At 67.6% G+C, this 17,248-nt stretch carries 11 protein-coding genes and 1 tRNA gene; 8 read left to right on the top strand and 4 right to left on the bottom strand.

The genetic code is table 11. The features are described from left to right. Positions 1 to 72: 72 nt before the first annotated feature. Positions 73 to 486 (top strand): PPOX class F420-dependent oxidoreductase, encoded by a 414-nt coding sequence (locus tag ACQPYM_RS01540; protein ID WP_433013549.1) that lies wholly within the window; start codon positions 73 to 75, stop codon positions 484 to 486. On the opposite strand, the gene ACQPYM_RS01535 is transcribed toward ACQPYM_RS01540, so the two are convergent. Beyond that, positions 463 to 696, bottom strand: coding sequence for a hypothetical protein (locus ACQPYM_RS01535; protein WP_433013546.1), 234 nt, complete (start codon positions 694 to 696; stop codon positions 463 to 465). The two genes, ACQPYM_RS01540 and ACQPYM_RS01535, sit on opposite strands and share 24 nt — an antisense overlap. 202 nt (positions 697 to 898) lie before the next feature. Here ACQPYM_RS01535 and ACQPYM_RS01530 point away from each other — a divergent pair, with 202 nt between their 5' ends. Beyond that, a complete protein-coding gene (locus ACQPYM_RS01530) occupies positions 899 to 1,783 on the top strand; it encodes an LLM class flavin-dependent oxidoreductase (RefSeq protein WP_433013543.1) in 885 nt (294 codons plus the stop codon). A gap of 683 nt (positions 1,784 to 2,466) precedes the next feature. On the opposite strand, the gene ACQPYM_RS01525 is transcribed toward ACQPYM_RS01530, so the two are convergent. After that, positions 2,467 to 2,556, bottom strand: a tRNA-Ser gene (locus tag ACQPYM_RS01525). 246 nt (positions 2,557 to 2,802) lie between these two features. On the opposite strand from ACQPYM_RS01525, the gene ACQPYM_RS01520 reads away from it, so the two are divergent. Genes ACQPYM_RS01520 through ACQPYM_RS01505 form a run of 4 tightly spaced genes read left to right on the top strand, consistent with a single transcriptional unit; the run spans position 2,803 to position 6,896 of the window. Continuing rightward, on the top strand, positions 2,803 to 4,389 hold the full coding sequence (locus tag ACQPYM_RS01520) for an LCP family protein (RefSeq protein WP_433013540.1): 1,587 nt from the start codon (positions 2,803 to 2,805) through the stop codon (positions 4,387 to 4,389). 54 nt (positions 4,390 to 4,443) lie between these two features. Continuing rightward, complete coding sequence (locus ACQPYM_RS01515) at positions 4,444 to 5,379, top strand: hypothetical protein (protein ID WP_433013537.1); 936 nt, start codon at positions 4,444 to 4,446, stop codon at positions 5,377 to 5,379. 59 nt (positions 5,380 to 5,438) lie between these two features. After that, positions 5,439 to 5,897 (top strand): hypothetical protein, encoded by a 459-nt coding sequence (locus ACQPYM_RS01510; RefSeq protein WP_433013534.1) that lies wholly within the window; start codon positions 5,439 to 5,441, stop codon positions 5,895 to 5,897. A gap of 39 nt (positions 5,898 to 5,936) precedes the next feature. After that, entirely contained in the window at positions 5,937 to 6,896 is a 960-nt protein-coding gene (locus tag ACQPYM_RS01505) for an acetylxylan esterase (protein ID WP_433013531.1), read from the top strand. Between the two features lie 67 nt (positions 6,897 to 6,963). On the opposite strand, the gene ACQPYM_RS01500 is transcribed toward ACQPYM_RS01505, so the two are convergent. Beyond that, the gene (locus tag ACQPYM_RS01500; protein ID WP_433013528.1) at positions 6,964 to 7,830 is read right to left on the bottom strand and encodes an HIRAN domain-containing protein; all 867 of its coding nucleotides are present in this window, start codon (positions 7,828 to 7,830) and stop codon (positions 6,964 to 6,966) included. A 257-nt stretch (positions 7,831 to 8,087) separates the two neighbouring features. Between ACQPYM_RS01500 and ilvA the strand changes: the two genes are divergently transcribed. Next, a complete protein-coding gene (gene ilvA, locus ACQPYM_RS01495) occupies positions 8,088 to 9,356 on the top strand; it encodes a threonine ammonia-lyase IlvA (protein ID WP_433023156.1) in 1,269 nt (422 codons plus the stop codon). 1,002 nt (positions 9,357 to 10,358) lie between these two features. After that, positions 10,359 to 11,876, top strand: coding sequence for a DUF222 domain-containing protein (locus ACQPYM_RS01490; RefSeq protein ID WP_433013525.1), 1,518 nt, complete (start codon positions 10,359 to 10,361; stop codon positions 11,874 to 11,876). Positions 11,877 to 13,303: 1,427 nt separating this feature from the next. On the opposite strand, the gene ACQPYM_RS01485 is transcribed toward ACQPYM_RS01490, so the two are convergent. Next, positions 13,304 to 17,242 carry a family 78 glycoside hydrolase catalytic domain gene (locus tag ACQPYM_RS01485; RefSeq protein WP_433013522.1) on the bottom strand — a complete coding sequence of 1,313 codons (3,939 nt, stop codon included), beginning with the start codon at positions 17,240 to 17,242 and terminating at the stop codon, positions 13,304 to 13,306. Positions 17,243 to 17,248: the final 6 nt, after the last annotated feature.

The raw sequence follows: 17,248 nt of genomic DNA, 5'->3' as shown, positions 1-17,248 counted from the left end.
GTACTTCGTCAGGCTGCGGAGCTACCCCTTGGATGCTGGGCACTCGGTTGGCGGAGCACTAGGTTGGGCGGCATGGAGATTCCGGAGAGTGCGCGCGCAGTACTCGAGTCGGATGCGCTCGCGCATCTGGTCACCATCAATCCGGACGGGAGCCCGCAGGTCTCGGTGGTCTGGGTGGGGCTGGACGGCGACGAAATCGTTGTCGGGCACGTGCCGAACAACCGCAAGGTGCAGAACATCCGCCGGGACGGCCGGGTCGCGCTGTCGATCGAGACCGACCGGCAGAACGAGATGGGCCTGACGGAGTACCTGGTGATCAAGGGCACGGCGCGGATCACCGAAGGCGGCGCCGTCGCGTTGCTGCGGGAGCTGGCGAAGACCTATCAGGGTCCGGACGCCGACTTCCTGCCCGGCGAGGGGCTGCCCGGCGGTTACATCACACACATTTCTGTCGAGAAGATCTCAGGAGTGGGGCCGTGGGCCTAGCCGGCAGACGGGGATCCGGCAGCTGAGTTCGTTGCCGTCGGCGGCGGTGTACTGGACGAGCGCCATCCAGCCGTCCGCGTGATGCTGCCGCCCGATCAGCCAGGCCGGTTGCCAGACGTCGTCCACCAGGGCGACGACATGAGCGGGCAGCGAGAGATCCAGGATCAATCTGAGGTCGTACGAAGACGGCCGGACCGCGAAGTCCGTCATCACCACCACATCCTTTCGTGAGGGGCGCGAAAACCGCGTCCCGATGCCTCACGAAAACCGGACGGATCCGACAGTACCCACTGGATGCCTCAGGCAAGCAATTTGGGTCGATTCTGATGGGATTCCGGTACGCCGCTGCGCGGGTAGTTCGTCGTACCGGAAATTCCTGGAGCTGAGCTCGGCGGCGCTTTAGGTTGGTGGGATGAAAATCGGAGTGATGCTGCCGGTGGGTGGGAACGACGGTCCGGCTGGCGGGAGTCCTGGCTGGGCCGACGTGAAGGCGATGGCGGTTGCGGCGGAGGAATCGGGGCTCGACTCGGTGTGGCTGGCGGACCATTTCTTCTATCGAGCGCCTGACGACACGGTCTACGGAATGCACGAGGCGTGGACGCTGCTCAGTGGGGTCGCTGCTGTGACCTCGCGGCTCGAGCTGGGGACGATGGTGCTGTGCGGGTCGTTCCGCGACCCGGGGCTGACGGCGAAGATGGCGGCGACGCTCGACCTGGTCTCCGACGGGCGGTTGATCCTGGGTGTGGGGGCTGGGTGGCACGATCCGGAGTACGAGGCGTTTGGATTGCCGACGGACCATCGGGTCGGGCGGTTCGAGGAGTGGCTGGAGATCGTCGCTCGGTTGGTGCGGGGCGAGACGGTGAGCTTTGACGGGAAGTATCACCAGGTGAAGGGCGCCGTCCTGGTGCCGGCTCCCGAGCGGCGGATTCCGGTGCTGGTGGCGGCGTTCGGCCCGCGGATGCTGGATCTGACGGCGAGGTGGGCGGACCAGTGGAACACCGCGTGGTTCGGCCTGCCGGACGAGAAGCTGACCGAACGCCTAGCCGCCATCCGCGCAGCCACAACCCCCGCCGGCACCACCGTCGACCTGACGGTAGGCATCACAGTCACCGACCCCACCCAACCTGCGGTCGCCGACCCAGAGTCCCCCACCATCTCCGGCTCGGTGGAAGACCTCGCCGAGGCCTTCAGGTCCTACGAGTCCCTCGGCATCTCCCACCTGATCGTCGGCACCGAACCGATGACCGTCCGCTCAGTAGAACACCTAGCCAAAGCCAAGTCCCTCGCCTTCGGCTGACCACTACGTGCCGAAGAACAGGAGGTAGTGCCGCTTTCGGCCAGCCGGACCCACCGCCTGAGCCTGACGTCGCGACGCAGACCGGAGCACCTCCTGTCCCTCGGCACACAAAACCTCAGCTGGAGAGGTGCCAACCCTCAGCAGACGGCGCACACCGTCGCCATTGCAAGGCCTGAGGGTGGCAGGTAGCGCCACGACGCCCCGCCGCTAGCCGAAAGCTGCTACCTCACTCCGCACCTCTGCCTGCCGAGGTGGCGCGCAGCGCCACGAGACTGCTCCACGCGTGGCAGCTGCCTTCTCGGTGCTCGCCGTCAAAACCTGCAGGCCAGCCCATGCGCGCCCTCCATCTCCTCTGCCGAGGTGGCGCGCAGCGCCACGAGCCCGCGCGGGCGGTGCGGACAGGCTTACGCGCCATCCGTCTCCGCTGCCGAGGTGGCGGGTAGCGCCACGAGGCTGCGCGTCATCTGAGCCGACCGGGCTCGTTCCGTCCGCAGTACGTCGGAGCCCGCAGCTCTAGCGTTCTTCGGCCGAGGCTGCGCGTTGGTGTTGCTATCACCCACCCCCGCAGCCGAGGGGGTGGATAGCGCTGTGAGGTTGCGGGGGCAGCTGTAGCGCGTGGCTGGGGGTGGGCCGGAAAGGTGAGAGCCGCCTTCGCCTTGCGGCGGGGCGGCTCTCGGGTGTTGCGGAGGCGGGGGGATTTGAACCCCCGAGAGGGGATTACCCTCAACCCGCTTAGCAGGCGGGCGCCATCGACCGGACTAGGCGACGCCTCCTCCGTTGCATCCGACTGCGATGCGACGACGGCCAAGACTATCCGGACAACCCGCCCGGCGGCAAAGTGGGGCCGCCGAGCCGCTCGGACGGTCGTCTTGGGGCTGGCTTTCGGGGACCTGTAACCTGACCAGTCGACGGAGTCGTAAGGTCACGTCAACCAAGGAGGCCGTGTCGGCGTCTGATTATCGGGGACCATCCTCTGAAGGTCCCGCACGCCGTCACGTCGTTGATCAGGGAACGGAGCCATGACGCGGAGTACTCGCGCAGCTGGACGCAGGTCCGCGCCTCGCGCCCACCGGTCCCGGCAGCGTGCTCAGCGTGCCTACCGCGCCCGGTCCGTGTCGAAGGCGATCGGCCTGACGCTGCTCAGCGCGCTGATCCCCGGTCTCGGTTTCGTGCTCGGCGGCCGTAAGAAGCTCGGCGCGTTCGTGATCACCCTGTACGCCGGTCTGCTGCTGCTCGCCGCCTTCATCGGCCTCACCCAGCGGGACTCGGTCCTCGCCCTCGCCGTCGACCCGAGCCAGCTGCTGCTCGCCACCGGCGCTGTCCTGGTGGCCGGGTTCCTGTGGATCTGCATCGTCGTCTCCTCGCACAAACTGCTCCGCCCGATCACGCTGACCTCGGTCGGCCGGTTCACCGGTTCGGCGTTCGTCGGGTTGCTCTGTTTCGGGATCGCGGTCCCGACCACGTTCGCCGCGCAGACCGTGATGGCCCAGCGCGACCTGATCGGTGGCGTCTTCAAGTCCGAGAAGGACTCCAAGAGCGCCACCCGGCCGAACGTCGACAAGAAGGACCCGTGGGCGAAGAAGCCCCGGCTGAACCTGCTGCTGCTCGGCGCGGACGACGGCGTCGGCCGTGAGGGCACCCGGACCGACACCGTGATCGTCGCGAGTATCGACACCAAGACCGGTGACACCGCGCTGATCTCGCTCAGCCGCAACTGGATGCGGATGCCGTTCCCCGAGGACTCTCCGCTGCACAAGATCTACCCCGACGGTTTCTACGACCCGAACGGCCCGGCCGAGCAGGCGGAGTACTACCTGGACTCGATGTACGAGAACATCCCGAAGCTGCACCCGGGCGTGCTCGGCGCTTCCGACAACGAGGGCGCCGACGCGCTCAAGGTGTCGGTGGGCGAGGCGATGGGTCTCGACATCGACTACTACATGCAGGTCAACCTCAAGGGTTTCGAGCAGATCATCGACGCCCTCGGCGGGATCACCGTCAACATCAACTACCGGGTGCCGATCGGCGGCGACTACGGCTCCGGCCCGGGGTCGAACGGGCACAAGAAGCCGTCCGGCTACCTGGAGCCCGGCCCGGACCAGAAGCTGAACGGCCGCGACGCGCTGTGGTTCGCCCGCGGCCGGTACGGCCTGAGCGACCCGTCGCGGCAGGAGCGGCAGCGCTGCACGATCCACGCGCTGGTGAACAGCGCGAACCCGCAGACCCTGGTGACGAAGTACCAGCAGATCGCCGCCGCGGGCAAGCAACTGCTGCGCACCGACATCCCGGGCGAGATCCTGGCATCCTTCGTCACGCTCGGCCTCAAGGTGAAGAACGCCAACGTCACCAACGTCGACCTGGACAAGCGCAAGAACTTCCCGACCGGCCAGAACCCGAACTACGAGGCGATGCGGGAGCTGGTCCAGAAGGCGATCCAGCCGAAGACGAAGCCGATCGCGTCGACCCCGTCCAGCAAGCCGTCGACCAGCCCGACGAAGAAGCCCACCAAGAAGCCGACCTCCGCCACCACCAAGCCGCCTGCCGGCGAGCCGCAGAACCTGAACGACGCCTGCGCCTACGACCCGAGCCAGACCGGCACCAACTAAACCGGTACGCCGGTACGCCGTCCGCCGACCCCTCCAGCCGCGATACTGGATGGGGTGAGGAGTCAGAAGCGACTGCTGGCAAGTCTTGTCGCGGCGGCGATGCTGATCACCGCCGGCTGCAGCGGTGAGGCCGACAAGCCCGCTGCGGCACCACGGACCGAGTCCACGCCGACACCCGCGCCTCCGCTGACAGTGGCGCAGTACAAGGCGTTGCTGGCTGGGATGGAGACGGCGCTCAGGCCGCTGATCGCCCAAGCGGTGACAGCCCCGACGCTGCCGGCGACCGACGCCGCCCGGGTCCGGCTGGCCAAGGTTCTCGAGCAGAACTACCAGACCTTGGACAGTGTGAAACCGCCTCCGGCCTGGGTCAGCCTCAACCGCTCCGTCCAGATGGCGATGATCAGTTACAACTCTCTCCAGAAGACCTTCAGCACCGGGATGCTGGAGAAGAAGACCGACTGCGGTGTGCCGAAGACGGTCCCCGAGCTGCTGTACGAAGCCCGGCGCGATATCTACTACACCGTCAAGAGCGCCTCGTTCGAGAACGCCGTGAAGGACCTGGCGAAGGTGAAGATCAGTTTCGGCAAGAACCTGTTCCCGGCTCCACCCCCGGATCCGCCGAACCAGAACCGGCGTGGCGTGAACGGTCAGGTGCTCCAGCGATCGGGTCCGCGCGGCAACGGCCGGCTGCAGATCACCAACGACTCGGACTCCGACGCAGTGGTCGTGGTGTCGACGGCCGGACCGAAGAAACCGCAGGCCAGCATCTATGTGCGATCCGGTTCACAGGCCACGCTGACTGGAATCCGCGGCACCTACTCGGTCTATGTGAAGACCGGGATGGACTGGGACGCCGCTCGCCGGCAGTTCACCGGCGCCTGCAACTACGAGAGCTTCCTGCAGTTCTTCGATCAACGGTCGAACTGGAAGATCAGCCTCGGCAAGAGGAAGGACGGCAACGCACTGACCAACGAGATCCCGGCGTTCTGAGTCGGGTCGGCAGTGGTCCCGCTGGTGGGTGGGCGGAGTACCGGTGAGATCCTGGGCTGATGCGTACGACGTACCGGATGCGGTCTGGGCGGTTTCTCGGGATCCCGGCCGCTGGGTTGATCCTGCTCGGGGTGGCGGCAGTGCTGTGGGGTGTCGGGTTGCCGACCGCCGTGGTGACGGTGTTCGCCGCTTTGGGCGGGCTGGTCGTGCTGGCCGGACTGTGGATCCTCCTCCGCCCGCCGGTACTGCTCAAGCTGGGGCCGGACGACGTACAGGTGCGCGGGCTGCGGACCCCTTGGACCGACATCACCGAGGTCGGCCGGACCGGTACGACGCAGGGTGAAGCGATCGTGCTGCGGACCAAGCGGGAGGAGCACTCGGTGCTGATCCCGGTGCACTGGCTCGCTCCCGCACGAGTGGACAAGCTCGAGACGGATCTGCGCGAGCGACTCAATGCGGCAAACGGTTACACCATCTGGGACGGCACTGCCGGCGAGCCGGGCGACCCCGCAGAATGAGAGTCGTTCGTTTGCGCTGACAAAGGGAGCCCGCAGACCGTGTTGTCGTTCGAGATGTCCGCCGAGGAACTGCTCACCTACCAGGGGACCAATCCCCGGCCGGCCGATTTCGACCAGTTCTGGGAGAAGTCGCTGGTCGAGCTCGCCGCCACCGAGCCGGAGACCGAGTTCGCCGAGGCGACCGACTTCCCGCTTCCGTTCGCGAAGACCGAGCATCTTTACTTCACCGGCACTGGCGGCTACCGCGTGCACGCCAAGGTGATCCGGCCGCACAACGCCGAAGGCCCGGCCGTGCTGATCTTCCACGGGTACGGCGGCGAGCAGCCCAAGTGGGTCGAGCTGCTCCCGTACGCCGCCCGCGGGTTCACTGTGGCCGCTCTCGACGTGCGCGAGCAGGTGGCGTTCCGGACCGACTCGCAGCAGGCCAACAGCTTCTCCCTGCGCAACCACCTCGTGGAGGGCCTGGACGACGGCCCGGAAGGGTTGCTGTACCGGCACGTCTTCCTGGACACCCGCCGGCTCGCCGACATCATCGGCGCCCTGCCGGAGGTCGACGAGACCAGAATCGGCACCACTGGCTGGAGCCAGGGCGGTGGGCTCAGCCTGGTCTGTGCGGCCCTGGCGCCGGGGATCAAGTCCACGGCTAGCGTGTTCCCGTTCCTGGTCGACTACCAGCGCGCGTGGGAGCTCAACCTGGAGAAGGGCCCGTACGACGAGATCACCACCTGGTTCAAGAAGCGCGACCCCAGGCACCTGCGCGAGCAGGAGGTGTTCACGACGCTCGGCTACATCGACCTGCAGCACCTGGCGCCCAAGGTCCAGTCCGACGTCACGCTCTACATCGGCCTGGAAGACCAGACCTGCCCGCCGTCGACGCAGTACGCCGCCTACAACAAGCTGGGCGGCCCCAAGCAACTCCGCGTCTACCCGGACTTCGGGCACGACGACCTGCCCGGAGCCCTGGACGAGATCTTCCAGTCCTTCAGTACGAACCTGTAGACCCCCTCGGTAGCCCCGCAGTACCCGCCTCCACCTTTTAGGTGAGTACTGCGCGGCCGCCTCGAGGTCAGTTCGCTTCTTTACCGACCCAGTAGTGCCAGGGTGGTGAAGCCACTGGAGACCGGGTCAAACCGTCCGGCCAGGTCGCCGGCAGGTCATGACTCCGAGCCGCGTACAAAATCACCTCCGATGCTGTCCGGTCACCGCGTACGGCGACTCGTGCGGCCGTCTCGGCCCGCATGTCCGCCAGGTAGTGAATGGCGGGCAGGAACTCGGCACTGAGGCGAGGGCTCAGCCGGCCGACGGGCTCGTCGTCCAGCCTGACCTCCACCACCATCTGGTGCCGCTCCTGGAACCCGTCCTCTTCCTCGACCGCGTGCATCGTCCCGTACGCCCAGCACTCGCCTTCCGGCCGGAAGAACGGCGCCAGGACATCCGGAGGGACCTCACCTCCCGGTACGACGATCCCGCTGCCCGGCGGCAGCAGGTGATAGCTCCCGGGCGGTGGCAGGTTCACCGGGACCAGCATGTGCGGCTGGCCCAGAGCGACGGCGACGCTGGCATGGAACTCGGTGCCGTGATCGCCTCTGCCCTCCCAATCGGCGGGTTCCCATTCACTGACCCACAAGTGACACGGCACCTGCGGTTGCAGGCCCTGGGCCACCAGTTCCGACAACACCGGGTGGTACCGGTGCGCATCGTCCCGCGGCAGGTAGCCGACCACCTTGCCCTGCACCCGAACTGCGATCGAGCGGGGGTCGAAGCGGTTTCGCGGTTCTGGGACAAGATCCGCGGTGGTGTCCAGGTCTGCGCCACGAGCCGGGATCGGGTCGGGAAACAGGCGACGGATCGCCTGCTCGTGCGGAGCCTCCCGCACGACCTCCTGCCCACACCACAACGCGTCGCCCCACAGACTGAACGGAATCGATTCCATCTGTGCCCTCCAGTCCCCGTTGACCGGTTTACTCGGCTCATCCCGTCCAGACCCCTGGCCGTTACACCGAGTGAGCGTATGAGAACTAGACTGCCCACGCCAGACCCTTTTCACTCCTGAAAAAACGACCTGTTGCGCAACGGTGTCCGGCGGTCCGAACTCTGGACGTAGCGTGTCTTGTGCAGCGAGCAATTCGTTGGAGATCGTGCAGATGCACGGGAAGGAACGTCATGCAGGGCAGGGCAAAGACCGACTCCATGCCGGGTCACTCAGTTGTTTCAAACGCGGTCGACGTGGGGCAGATCGAGGCTGCCGTCCGGCGCCTCGACGGGGTCGCGGTCCGGACGCCGTTGCAGCGCAACCTGCGACTCTCCGCACGCACCGGTGCCGACGTCTGGCTGAAACGCGAAGACCTGCAGATCGGGCGTTCCTACAAGCTGCGCGGCGCCTACAACTTGATTGCCCAGCTCGACGACGCTTTCAAGAAGGCCGGCGTGGTGTGTGCGAGCGCGGGGAATCACGGGCAGGGGTTGGCGTACTCATGCCACATCCTCGACGTCCACGGCCGGGTTTTCGTACCGCGGACCACGCCGCGCCAGAAGCGTGACCGGATTGCGGCTCTGGGCGGTTCTCAGGTCGAGGTCATCGTGACTGGCGACACCTATGACGATGCCGCCGCTGCTGCGCTTGCCGAGGCGGCCGCGACCGGCGCGACGCTGGTGCCTGCCTTTGACGATCCGAGAACCGTTGCGGGACAGGGGACGCTTGCTGTTGAACTCATCGAGCAGCTTGGCCATGCGCCCGACGTACTGGTGGTGCCGGTTGGTGGAGGCGGGCTGATCGCTGGGGTGGCGACTTGGCTGGCGCAGCGGCATCCCGAAGTACGGATTGTCGGGGTTGAGCCTGCGGGGGCGGCGAGTATGGCTGCTGCGTTGGCAGCTGGTGAGCCTGTGACGCTGCCGCATCTCGACAGCTTTGTGGATGGAGCGGCCGTACGCCGGGTCGGTGACGTGACACTCCCGCTTGTCGCGGCGGCTGGTGTGGAGTTGATGTCGGTGCCCGAGGGGTTGGTTTGCTCCGAGATGCTGGAGCTGTATCAGACGGACGGGTTGATCGCTGAGCCAGCAGGAGCTTTGTCGGCGGCCGCACTCGGCAACGGGGTGGAGGTCAAGCCGGGGCAGACGGTGGTCTGCCTGCTGTCGGGTGGGAACAACGATGTGAGTCGGTACGGCGAGATTTTGGAGCGGTCGCTGGTCCACAAAGGGCTCAAGCACTACTTCCTGGTGACCTTTCCGCAGGAGCCGGGAGCTTTGCGGCAGTTCCTCGATGATGTTCTTGGGCCGGATGACGACATCACGCTGTTCGAGTACGTGAAGCGCAACAACCGGGAGACCGGCGTCGCCCTCGTCGGCATCGAGATCGGCCGGCCCACTGACCTCACCGGTCTGCTGGACCGGATGGAGGCGGCACCGCTCGACATCGAACGCATCAAGCCGGACTCCGCCGAATTCCGCTACCTCATCTGACCAACCACCGGCTGGCTGGCGGGTGGGGGGCGGGTGGGATGAGTCGCCCGCGCCGCCTGCGCTGGACGCTCCTTCGTCGCATCCTGCTCCGGCTGCTCCCACCCGCTCTTGCCGCCGTACTCCTGCGATGGGTCCGCGCGCGTGCTCCTTCGTCGCCCGCTTGGTGAAAGCAGGCGGGTCGCGGGGATGCGCGTTGGCGGTGGCTGCTGGGTAGGCGGGCTACCCAGTTGGTGCAAGCGGACCGGTTGGGCGGGCAGAAACTCCGGTGGCTGGAGTGGATGGAGTGGGTAAGTTCGCCCCCCACGCTGCCTGCGCTGGACGATCCTTCGTCGCATCCTGCTCCGGCTGCTCCCACCCGCCTATGCGCGTACTCCTGCGATGGGTCCGCGCGCGTGCTCCTTCGTCGCCCGCTTGGTGAAAGCAGGCGGGTCGCGGGCTCGGGTGTCGGCGGTGGCTGCTAGGTGGGCGGGTTGCCCAGTTGGTGAGAGCGGACCGGTTGGGGGGAACCCGAGTTCGCGGCGGCTGGTGGTTGGGAGGGTGGCTGATGGCACCCGGTGGGTGAAGCGCGGGACGGTTGCGGGGAACCCCTACCCGGGTCGCTGTGGTTGGAGTGGGGCGACTCGGCTGTGGTGGAGTTCGGTCGGGCGTATCAGGTCGGGCGTCGGACGACGCTGGGCGAAGTGACGGAGCCCTGGTTCGGGTGGGCGCAAAGCTCAGACCGTCGAGCGGGCCGACCGCATCTGAGCGACAGCACGCGCTGGCGAACAGCTGACCAGCACTCCAGGGGCCGGTCGGGACTTCATCAACAACGGAACCCCCACCGACCCCTCCATGACGTGACGACACTGATCCGAATTGTTGCCTTGCGCAACATCAGATCGTTGTCCACAGAACCGGGTGCCCTGTGCACAACTTGGCTAGTTCCTGCCAACTCCGATTCTCCTTATAAACAAGGCCGTCTGAGTTCAGAAATTGTCGGTGGCGGTGTCTAGAGTTTGCTGCATGGAGACCACGCAGCTACTCCCACCGTCGAGGCTCGGTGACAGCGACCTGCTGTCCACCCTCGACGCGGTCGAGGCTGCCCTCTCCACTCTGAGCACGTACCGCCTGCAGTTGGTCGCGGACTTCGACCAGCGCGGCCTGGCAGGCGAGCATGGTGCCCGCGACACCGTCGAGTTCTTGTCGCTGCGTCACCACCGCAACCGCCGCGAGATCAAGCAAGACCTCACGACCGCCGAGGCCCTGCCCACCTACACCGCCGTCACCGCCGCCCTGCCCGACCCCGCAGCACCCGCCGACCCGACACCCACCACCGCCGACGCCCCGGCCCCGGGCCTGGTGTTGAACCCGGGCCAGGCCGCAGCCATCATCACCACCTTGAAGAAAGCCCCAGCCTCGGTCCCAGACGATTTGCTGCGGGTGGCCGAGGAGCAGATGATCGAAGCCGCCCAACTGCTCACTCCGGACGGGCTGCTGGGGTTCGGCCGCGAGGTGCTGGCCCGGTTGGACACCGACGGCCCCGAACCCGCCGAGCACGACGCCGCCGCGCGCGAGTCGCTCACGCTGCACCGGGCCGACGGCGGCGTGAAGTTCACCGGCTACCTCGCGGGCGAGAACGCTGAACAGTTCCGTACCCAGATCAACCGGTTGTCCAAGCCCCACCGCACCGTCGACGGTGAGCTGGACCCGCGCCCGCACGACAAGCGCCAGGCCGACGCGTTGACCGTGATTCTGGATCTGGCCGCGGCCAACACACCCCGCACCGACAGCGACCCTGGTACGTCGGGTGGGCCGGGTGTTCCGCACATCACCATCACCATCGACTTCGACGACCTCCGCACCGCCACCACCCACGCCGTCGGCGAGCTCGTCTACGGCGACAACCTCTCTGCCTCCGCCGTACGCCGCCTCGCCTGCGACGCTGCGATCCTGCCGATCGTGCTCGGCTCGGACTCCCAGCCGCTCGACGTCGGCACCGAGCAGCGTTTCGTGACCCGGCCGATCCGGCGGGCGCTGATGAGGCGGGACAAGGGCTGCGTGGTCTGTAAGGCGCCGCCGTGGCAGTGCCACGCCCACCACCTGATCCACTGGATCGACGGCGGCCCGACCTCGATCACGAACCTGGTGCTGCTGTGCGCCGGTCACCACCGCGCCGTGCACTCCGGCCAGTGGGCCATCACCATCACCGGCGGCGTCGTCCACGTCGCCCGGCCCACCTGGACCAGCCCCGGCATCACCAGCGCCGCGGGCCTCGCCAACCTGACCGACCTATCCCGCTACCGCAGCCCGATCTCAGGCGGACAGGTCAGTGTCAGCCCGCAGCACGAACACCCCGACCGCGTAACCACCACCAGTCTCACCGGACAATCGGGCCGTCCGTCCAGCCCGCAGACCAGCCCGCCGACGAGCCCGCAGTCCAGCGTGCAGCCAGGCGCCGGCGCCCTGCCTTGGCTGACCCCAGAAGCCGTCGCACTCCTCGACCCGTGGGGTGACGGCGGCACGCCCTCCGCCGGCCCGTAGCACCCCCGCCCCGCCGGTGGCCCCGCCCACGTGGCAAGTCGGCCCTTGAAGCCGACGGCGCGTATGCCCGCTGCCTAATCGCCCGTTCACCACGGATCGGGCGACTAGAGCCGCGCCTGAAAACATCGTCGTGTACGGGGCGACCAGCGGGCGTACATCTGGCTCGAGGGGCGGATCCCCGGCGGTGTTTCCGGCGCTGGTCGGCCGAAGTGGCTGGTGCGCCTGACGGACGGTAGGGCTGGCTCGAAGGGTGCGGCACCGGCGGTGGCTCCGGAACCGGTCGGCCGAAGTGGCTGGTGCGCCTGACGGACGGTAGGGCTGGCTCGAAGGGTGCGGCACCGGCGGTGGCTCCGGAACCGGTCGGCCGAAGTGGCTGGTGCGCCTGACGGACGGTAGGGCTGGCTCGAAGGGTGGGGCACCGGCGGTGGCTCCGGAACCGGTCAGCCGAAGTGGCTGGTGCGCCTGACGGACGGTAGGGCTGGCTCGAAGGGTGCGGCACCGGCGGTGGCTCCGGAACCGGTCAGCCGAAGTGGCTGGTGCGCCTGACGGACGGTAGGGCTGGCTCGAAGGGTGCGGCACCGGCGGTGGCTCCGGAACCGGTCAGCCGAAGTGGCTGGTGCGCCTGACGGACGGTAGGGCTGGCTCGAAGGGTGCGGCACCGGCGGTGGCTCCGGAACCGGTCAGCCGAAGTGGCTGGTGCGCCTGACGGACGGTAGGGCTGGCTCGAAGGGTGCGGCACCGGCGGTGGCTCCGGAACCGGTCAGCCGAAGTGGCTGGTGCGCCTGACGGACGGTAGGGCTGGCTCGAAGGGTGGGGCACTGGCGGTGGCTCCGGAACTGGTCGGCTGGGGTGGCTTGCGCGGCGAGCGAGCAGGGATCGTCGCGGCTGGTCGGTTTCCCAGAGCTCGGTGCCGATCGAGGCTTTGGTGAGCCTGGCGGCGGGGTGACGAGACTCGACCCGGTCGAGATCGCCCACAACCGGACAAGGCGGCGCAGGACGCCGAGCTGATCATCGTGCTCGGCGACGACGGCTCGAAGCAGCCTACGTTCGCGACGCACAACGCACTCCCGCCGATCCGCCCCAAGGCCCCGCGCCCACGCGCCCTACCCCGGCAACGTGCCCCAGTGGCTCACACCCGGCAGCCCAGACCACCCAAGGTGACCCACGCCTGGCTACCCACTCAGGCGACGAGCAGCTCGCTAGTACTCAGACCCCCACATCTGGCGACTCGCACCCAGCGACGCCCGCCGGGCAACCCGCACCCAGTGACCCCACCGGGCAACCCAAACCCAGGCAACCCGCGCCCGGGCAAGGACACCGCGGGATGAGGAGGTACCTCGGCCGGGTTCGGGTGGCCCTGGCCGAGGTTTGTGGAGGTTCGGCTGAGGTGGAGGTCGACTTGGGCGCATTGGGTGAGGAGCGAGCGGTTAGTTGGCTTGGTGGAGGGAGGGCAAGGACCAGACGTCCGCGATCGAGGGGTCATAGCCCGTGGCCGTCGCGTTGTGTTGGATTCGGACTCGGGCGGTCGGGCCATTTAGCAGGGCTGGATCGTCGATGACGAATTGATAGGTTTCCAGCCCGCCGCCCGACCGACTCATCGCTCGGCGTGTGACGACCTTGCCGTTCACCAGGATTTCGTAGTCCTTCACCTGGGCTCGGTCGTAGGTCTCTACCAGGCGCATCACGAACGGCTGGCCGGCCGTGATCGCCAGGTCGAACTCGAACCACGCGCCGGGCACATTGATCCCGGCATATCGTCGAGTTCGTCCGCTCTCCACATTTGTGCCCGACGACGGTGCGGCGGTTAAGCCGTGCGCTTTCTCGGAGGCGGGCTCGCCGAGGTCCACGTAGTCGATGGCGTTTGGCGGCTCCAACGACTGGGTCACGGTGAAGCCAAGGGGCGCGGTGGCCAGTTCGCCGCGGGTGTCCGAGAACTTCGCCGTGAAGCTCACCGGCCCCGCGTTGACGGTGAGCGGTATCGGCACCCGCACGTTGACGGTTGACCGAGCGCCGGGCGCCAGAGTCACCGTGGAAGGCTTCGGCGCAGCCCAGCCCTCCGGCACGGCTACCTCGAGCGTCCCGGTCACCGCGGAGCTCGAACGGTTCTTGACCACTGCCGTCGCCGTGGTCGTCGTACCGGGCTCGCCTGAGGACGGTGTCACCGCCACCGTTGCGAAGCTGACCGGCGCCGGTCCGACCACGAAGTGATAGGTGCCTGAGGCAACTGTCATCGACACCGTCGAACCTTCGTCGACTACGTCCCCGACGTGGTCGGCGCCGGCGAGCGGCTTACCACTTTCCTTGATCATGGCGGGGTTCAGCGCCGGGAGCCGGACAATCGCGGTCGTGTTGGCCGGCACGGTCACGTCCAGGGTCAGGCCGTACTCCGCGGAGCCTTTCCAGCGGCTCGCGATTTCGCCGTACGGCGTTTGATGGCGGAAGTCGGAGGAGTCGATGCCGTTCCCCGGCGTCGGCGCGATCAGCGCCTTGCGGTAGCCGGGCTCGGCGGCCGAGACGCCGGCGAGGGTCCGGTACATCCACTCGCCGACGGCGCCGTACGCGTAGTGGTTGAAGGAGTTCATCCCGACGTCGTTGAAGGTGCCGTCGGGATTGATCGAGTTCCAGCGCTCCCAGATCGTGGTCGCGCCCTTGCCGATCTCGTAACCCCAGGACGGGTACGACGTGTTCTGCAGCAGCTTGTACGCCAGGTCGGTGCGGCCGATCTTGGTGAGCACCGGGAGCAGTCCGTCGACGCCGAGGAAGCCGGTCGACAAGTGGGTGTCACGGCGGATGATCGTGTTCGCGAAGTGCTGCCCGGCCGCTGTCACCTTGGCCGGCGGGATGAGGTCGCTGGTGAACGCGAGGATGTAGCCCGTCTGACTGTCCGTGCCGACCCGTCCGTCGGGCAGCACGAAACGAGACGCGAAGACAGTCCGGGTGTCCTCATAGAGCTTCTGGTACTTCGCGGCGTCCGCCTGGTTGCCGATCGCGGCGGCCATCTGACTCAACTGGCGAGCGCCCTTGGCGATGAACGACGTACCGATCAGGTCACCCGGGGTCGGGTCGTCGAGGTTCAGCCAGTCGCCGTAGTCACCGCCGCCGCGGATGAGTCCGTCGGAGGTCGCGACCAAGTAGTCGACGTACCGGCGCATCGAGTCGTAGTGCTGAGTGATGATCGCCGTGTCGCCGTACGCCTGCCAGAGCGTCCACGGGACGTTGACGCCCGCGTCCGCCCAGCCGGCGTTGCCCAGTCCGCCGTCGAACGAGTTGGGCACGGTCGGCGCGACGCTGGCGTAGGCGCCGTTGGCGGCCTGGCTGTCGCGGAGATCCTGCAGCCACTTGGTAAGGAACGCCTGCGAGTCCAGGTTGTAGACGGCTGTCCGGGCGAACACATTGATGTCGCCGGTCCAGCCCATCCGCTCGTCGCGGGCCGGTGTGTCGGTCGGGATGGAGAGGAAGTTGCCGCGCTGACCCCAGACGATGTTGCTGTGCAGCTTGTTGACCAGCGGCGAGTTGGTGACGAACCGGCTGACCTCGGCGCCGTCCGTGCCCATCACCACGCCGGTGATGGCGCTGGCCGGCGGGGCTGTGGGGAGGCCGCTGACTTCGACGTACCGGAAGCCATGGAAGGTGAAGCGCGGTTGGTAGGTCTCCGGGCCGCTGGTGGCGAAGGTGTAGCGGTCGGTGGCTTTCGCACTGCGCAGGTTGTCGGTGTAGAGGGTCCCGTCGGGGTTGAGCACCTCGCCGTACCGGATCTTGACTGTCTGCCCCGGCGTCCCGGTCAGCCGGAGCCGCGCGACGCCGACCATGTTCTGGCCGAGGTCGTAGAGGTAGACGCCGGGCGTCGGCGAGGGGATCGCCGTGGCCTCGAGCTCCTCGGTGATTCTGACCGGCTGATCCGTCTGCGGGACAAGTTTTGCGGTCGCGCTCGGCCGGATCTGCACGGGCTCCCACTCAGTTGGCGTACGCCGAGCGTCATACGTTTCACCGTTGAGCAGATCAGCAGCCCGTACTGCGCCTGGCGCGGTCTCCCACGTCGAGTCGGTCCCGAAGGCGTCGGTACTGCCGTCGGTGTAGGTGACGCGCAGTTGCGCCGAGAGAGCTGTCTCGCTGCCGTACTTGTTCGAACCGAACATCGCCAGATTGCCCGCGAACCAGCCGCCGGCGAGCTCCGCGCCGATCGTGTTGGCACCCTTCGACAGCAGCCTGGTGACGTCGTAGCTCTGGGACTGGATCCGGCGGGTGTAGTCGGTCCAACCGGGGGCGAGTTGGTGGTCGCCGACCTTCCGGCCGTTGAGGCTGAGCTCGTAGATGCCCTGCGCGGCAGCGTGCATCCTCGCCCGCGCCACAGTCTTTGCTCTAGGCAACGAGATGTTCTTGCGGAAGACCGGGATCGCCTTGCCCGGCAGCCAGAGGTCGGTGGTGCCCTTCAGCTGCAGACCGCCGGCGGGCAGGAGCGAACCGTCCGGGAACGTCTGATCGCCGGAGGGGAAGGCCGTGTCGACGAGGATGCGGCCGGCGGAGTTCGTGACCCTCAGGGTGTGGACGACACCGGCTTCCGCGCCGTGGGTCCGGAAGCCGACGAGGCCGGGGGCGTTGTGATCGGCGCGGTCGCGGCGGTCGACCTGGGTGCCGTCGATCCAGGTGGTGATCGTTTGTCCGCTGACGGTGATCCGGAGGTGGTGCCGCTGTTTGAGGTTCACGTTCAGCGGGATCTCGCCGAGCAGCGTGTAGCCGCTGGGCAGCTTCACGTGCGGGCGCAGGAGCGGGCGGCTGTCGTTCTCCTGGTTGAGCTGCCACATGTAGCCGTTGCCAGCACGACCGCGGAAGAAGACTCCGAGCGCGTCCTTGGCGAGCGTGACGTCGGCGTCGAGGGTGTAATCGGTCCATTCCGCGCCCGGCTGGCTGTCGGCGCCGATCCAGTCGCCTCGCCAGTCCTGCGGTTGGAGCGCGGCCGTCTCGAAGGTCGCGACCGGCGCCCAGGCGGACGCGGTACCGGTGTCGTCCCAGACCCGGACGGTCCAGAAATACTGGGTGTAAGGCGTGAGCGCGGGGCCGGCGTACAGGATGTCGACGGAGCGGTCGGACGTGACGACGCCGCTGTTCCAGACGTCGGGCTGGGAGGTCTTCGCGGCGGTGGAGGCGACATGGATCTCGTACTGCGTTTGGGTGGTGCACCGGCGATTGCTGTCGAGCTGCCAGCTCAGGCGGGGTGTGCCGGCGGCGATACCCAGCGGGTTGGTGAGGCTGTTCGTTCTGAGGTTCGCGATCTTGGTGGTGGCCGATGGCGCGGCGGTGGCGGGCAGGAGCGGGGTGAGCAGGAGGACGGCGGCTAGTAGGCAGCCGAAGCGCGAGCGGAGAGACATCTGGAC

This window comes from Kribbella sp. CA-294648, from assembly GCF_050943845.1.
GTDB lineage: Bacteria > Actinomycetota > Actinomycetes > Propionibacteriales > Kribbellaceae > Kribbella.
Note: the sequence above shows the minus strand (reverse complement) of the source record. Positions and strands in the feature narration are given on the sequence as shown.

Bases quoted from the DNA above. Each gene is read 5' to 3' on its own strand.
- ACQPYM_RS01520 (WP_433013540.1), top strand. From the start codon at position 2,803: ATGACGCGGAGTACTCGCGCAGCTGGACGCAGGTCCGCGCCTCGCGCC.
- ACQPYM_RS01510 (WP_433013534.1), top strand. From the start codon at position 5,439: ATGCGTACGACGTACCGGATGCGGTCTGGGCGGTTTCTCGGGATCCCG.
- ACQPYM_RS01540 (WP_433013549.1), top strand. From the start codon at position 73: ATGGAGATTCCGGAGAGTGCGCGCGCAGTACTCGAGTCGGATGCGCTC.
- ACQPYM_RS01530 (WP_433013543.1), top strand. From the start codon at position 899: ATGAAAATCGGAGTGATGCTGCCGGTGGGTGGGAACGACGGTCCGGCT.
- ACQPYM_RS01500 (WP_433013528.1), bottom strand. From the start codon at position 7,830: ATGGAATCGATTCCGTTCAGTCTGTGGGGCGACGCGTTGTGGTGTGGG.
- ACQPYM_RS01490 (WP_433013525.1), top strand. From the start codon at position 10,359: ATGGAGACCACGCAGCTACTCCCACCGTCGAGGCTCGGTGACAGCGAC.
- ilvA (WP_433023156.1), top strand. From the start codon at position 8,088: ATGCCGGGTCACTCAGTTGTTTCAAACGCGGTCGACGTGGGGCAGATC.
- ACQPYM_RS01485 (WP_433013522.1), bottom strand. From the start codon at position 17,242: ATGTCTCTCCGCTCGCGCTTCGGCTGCCTACTAGCCGCCGTCCTCCTG.
- ACQPYM_RS01535 (WP_433013546.1), bottom strand. From the start codon at position 696: ATGACGGACTTCGCGGTCCGGCCGTCTTCGTACGACCTCAGATTGATC.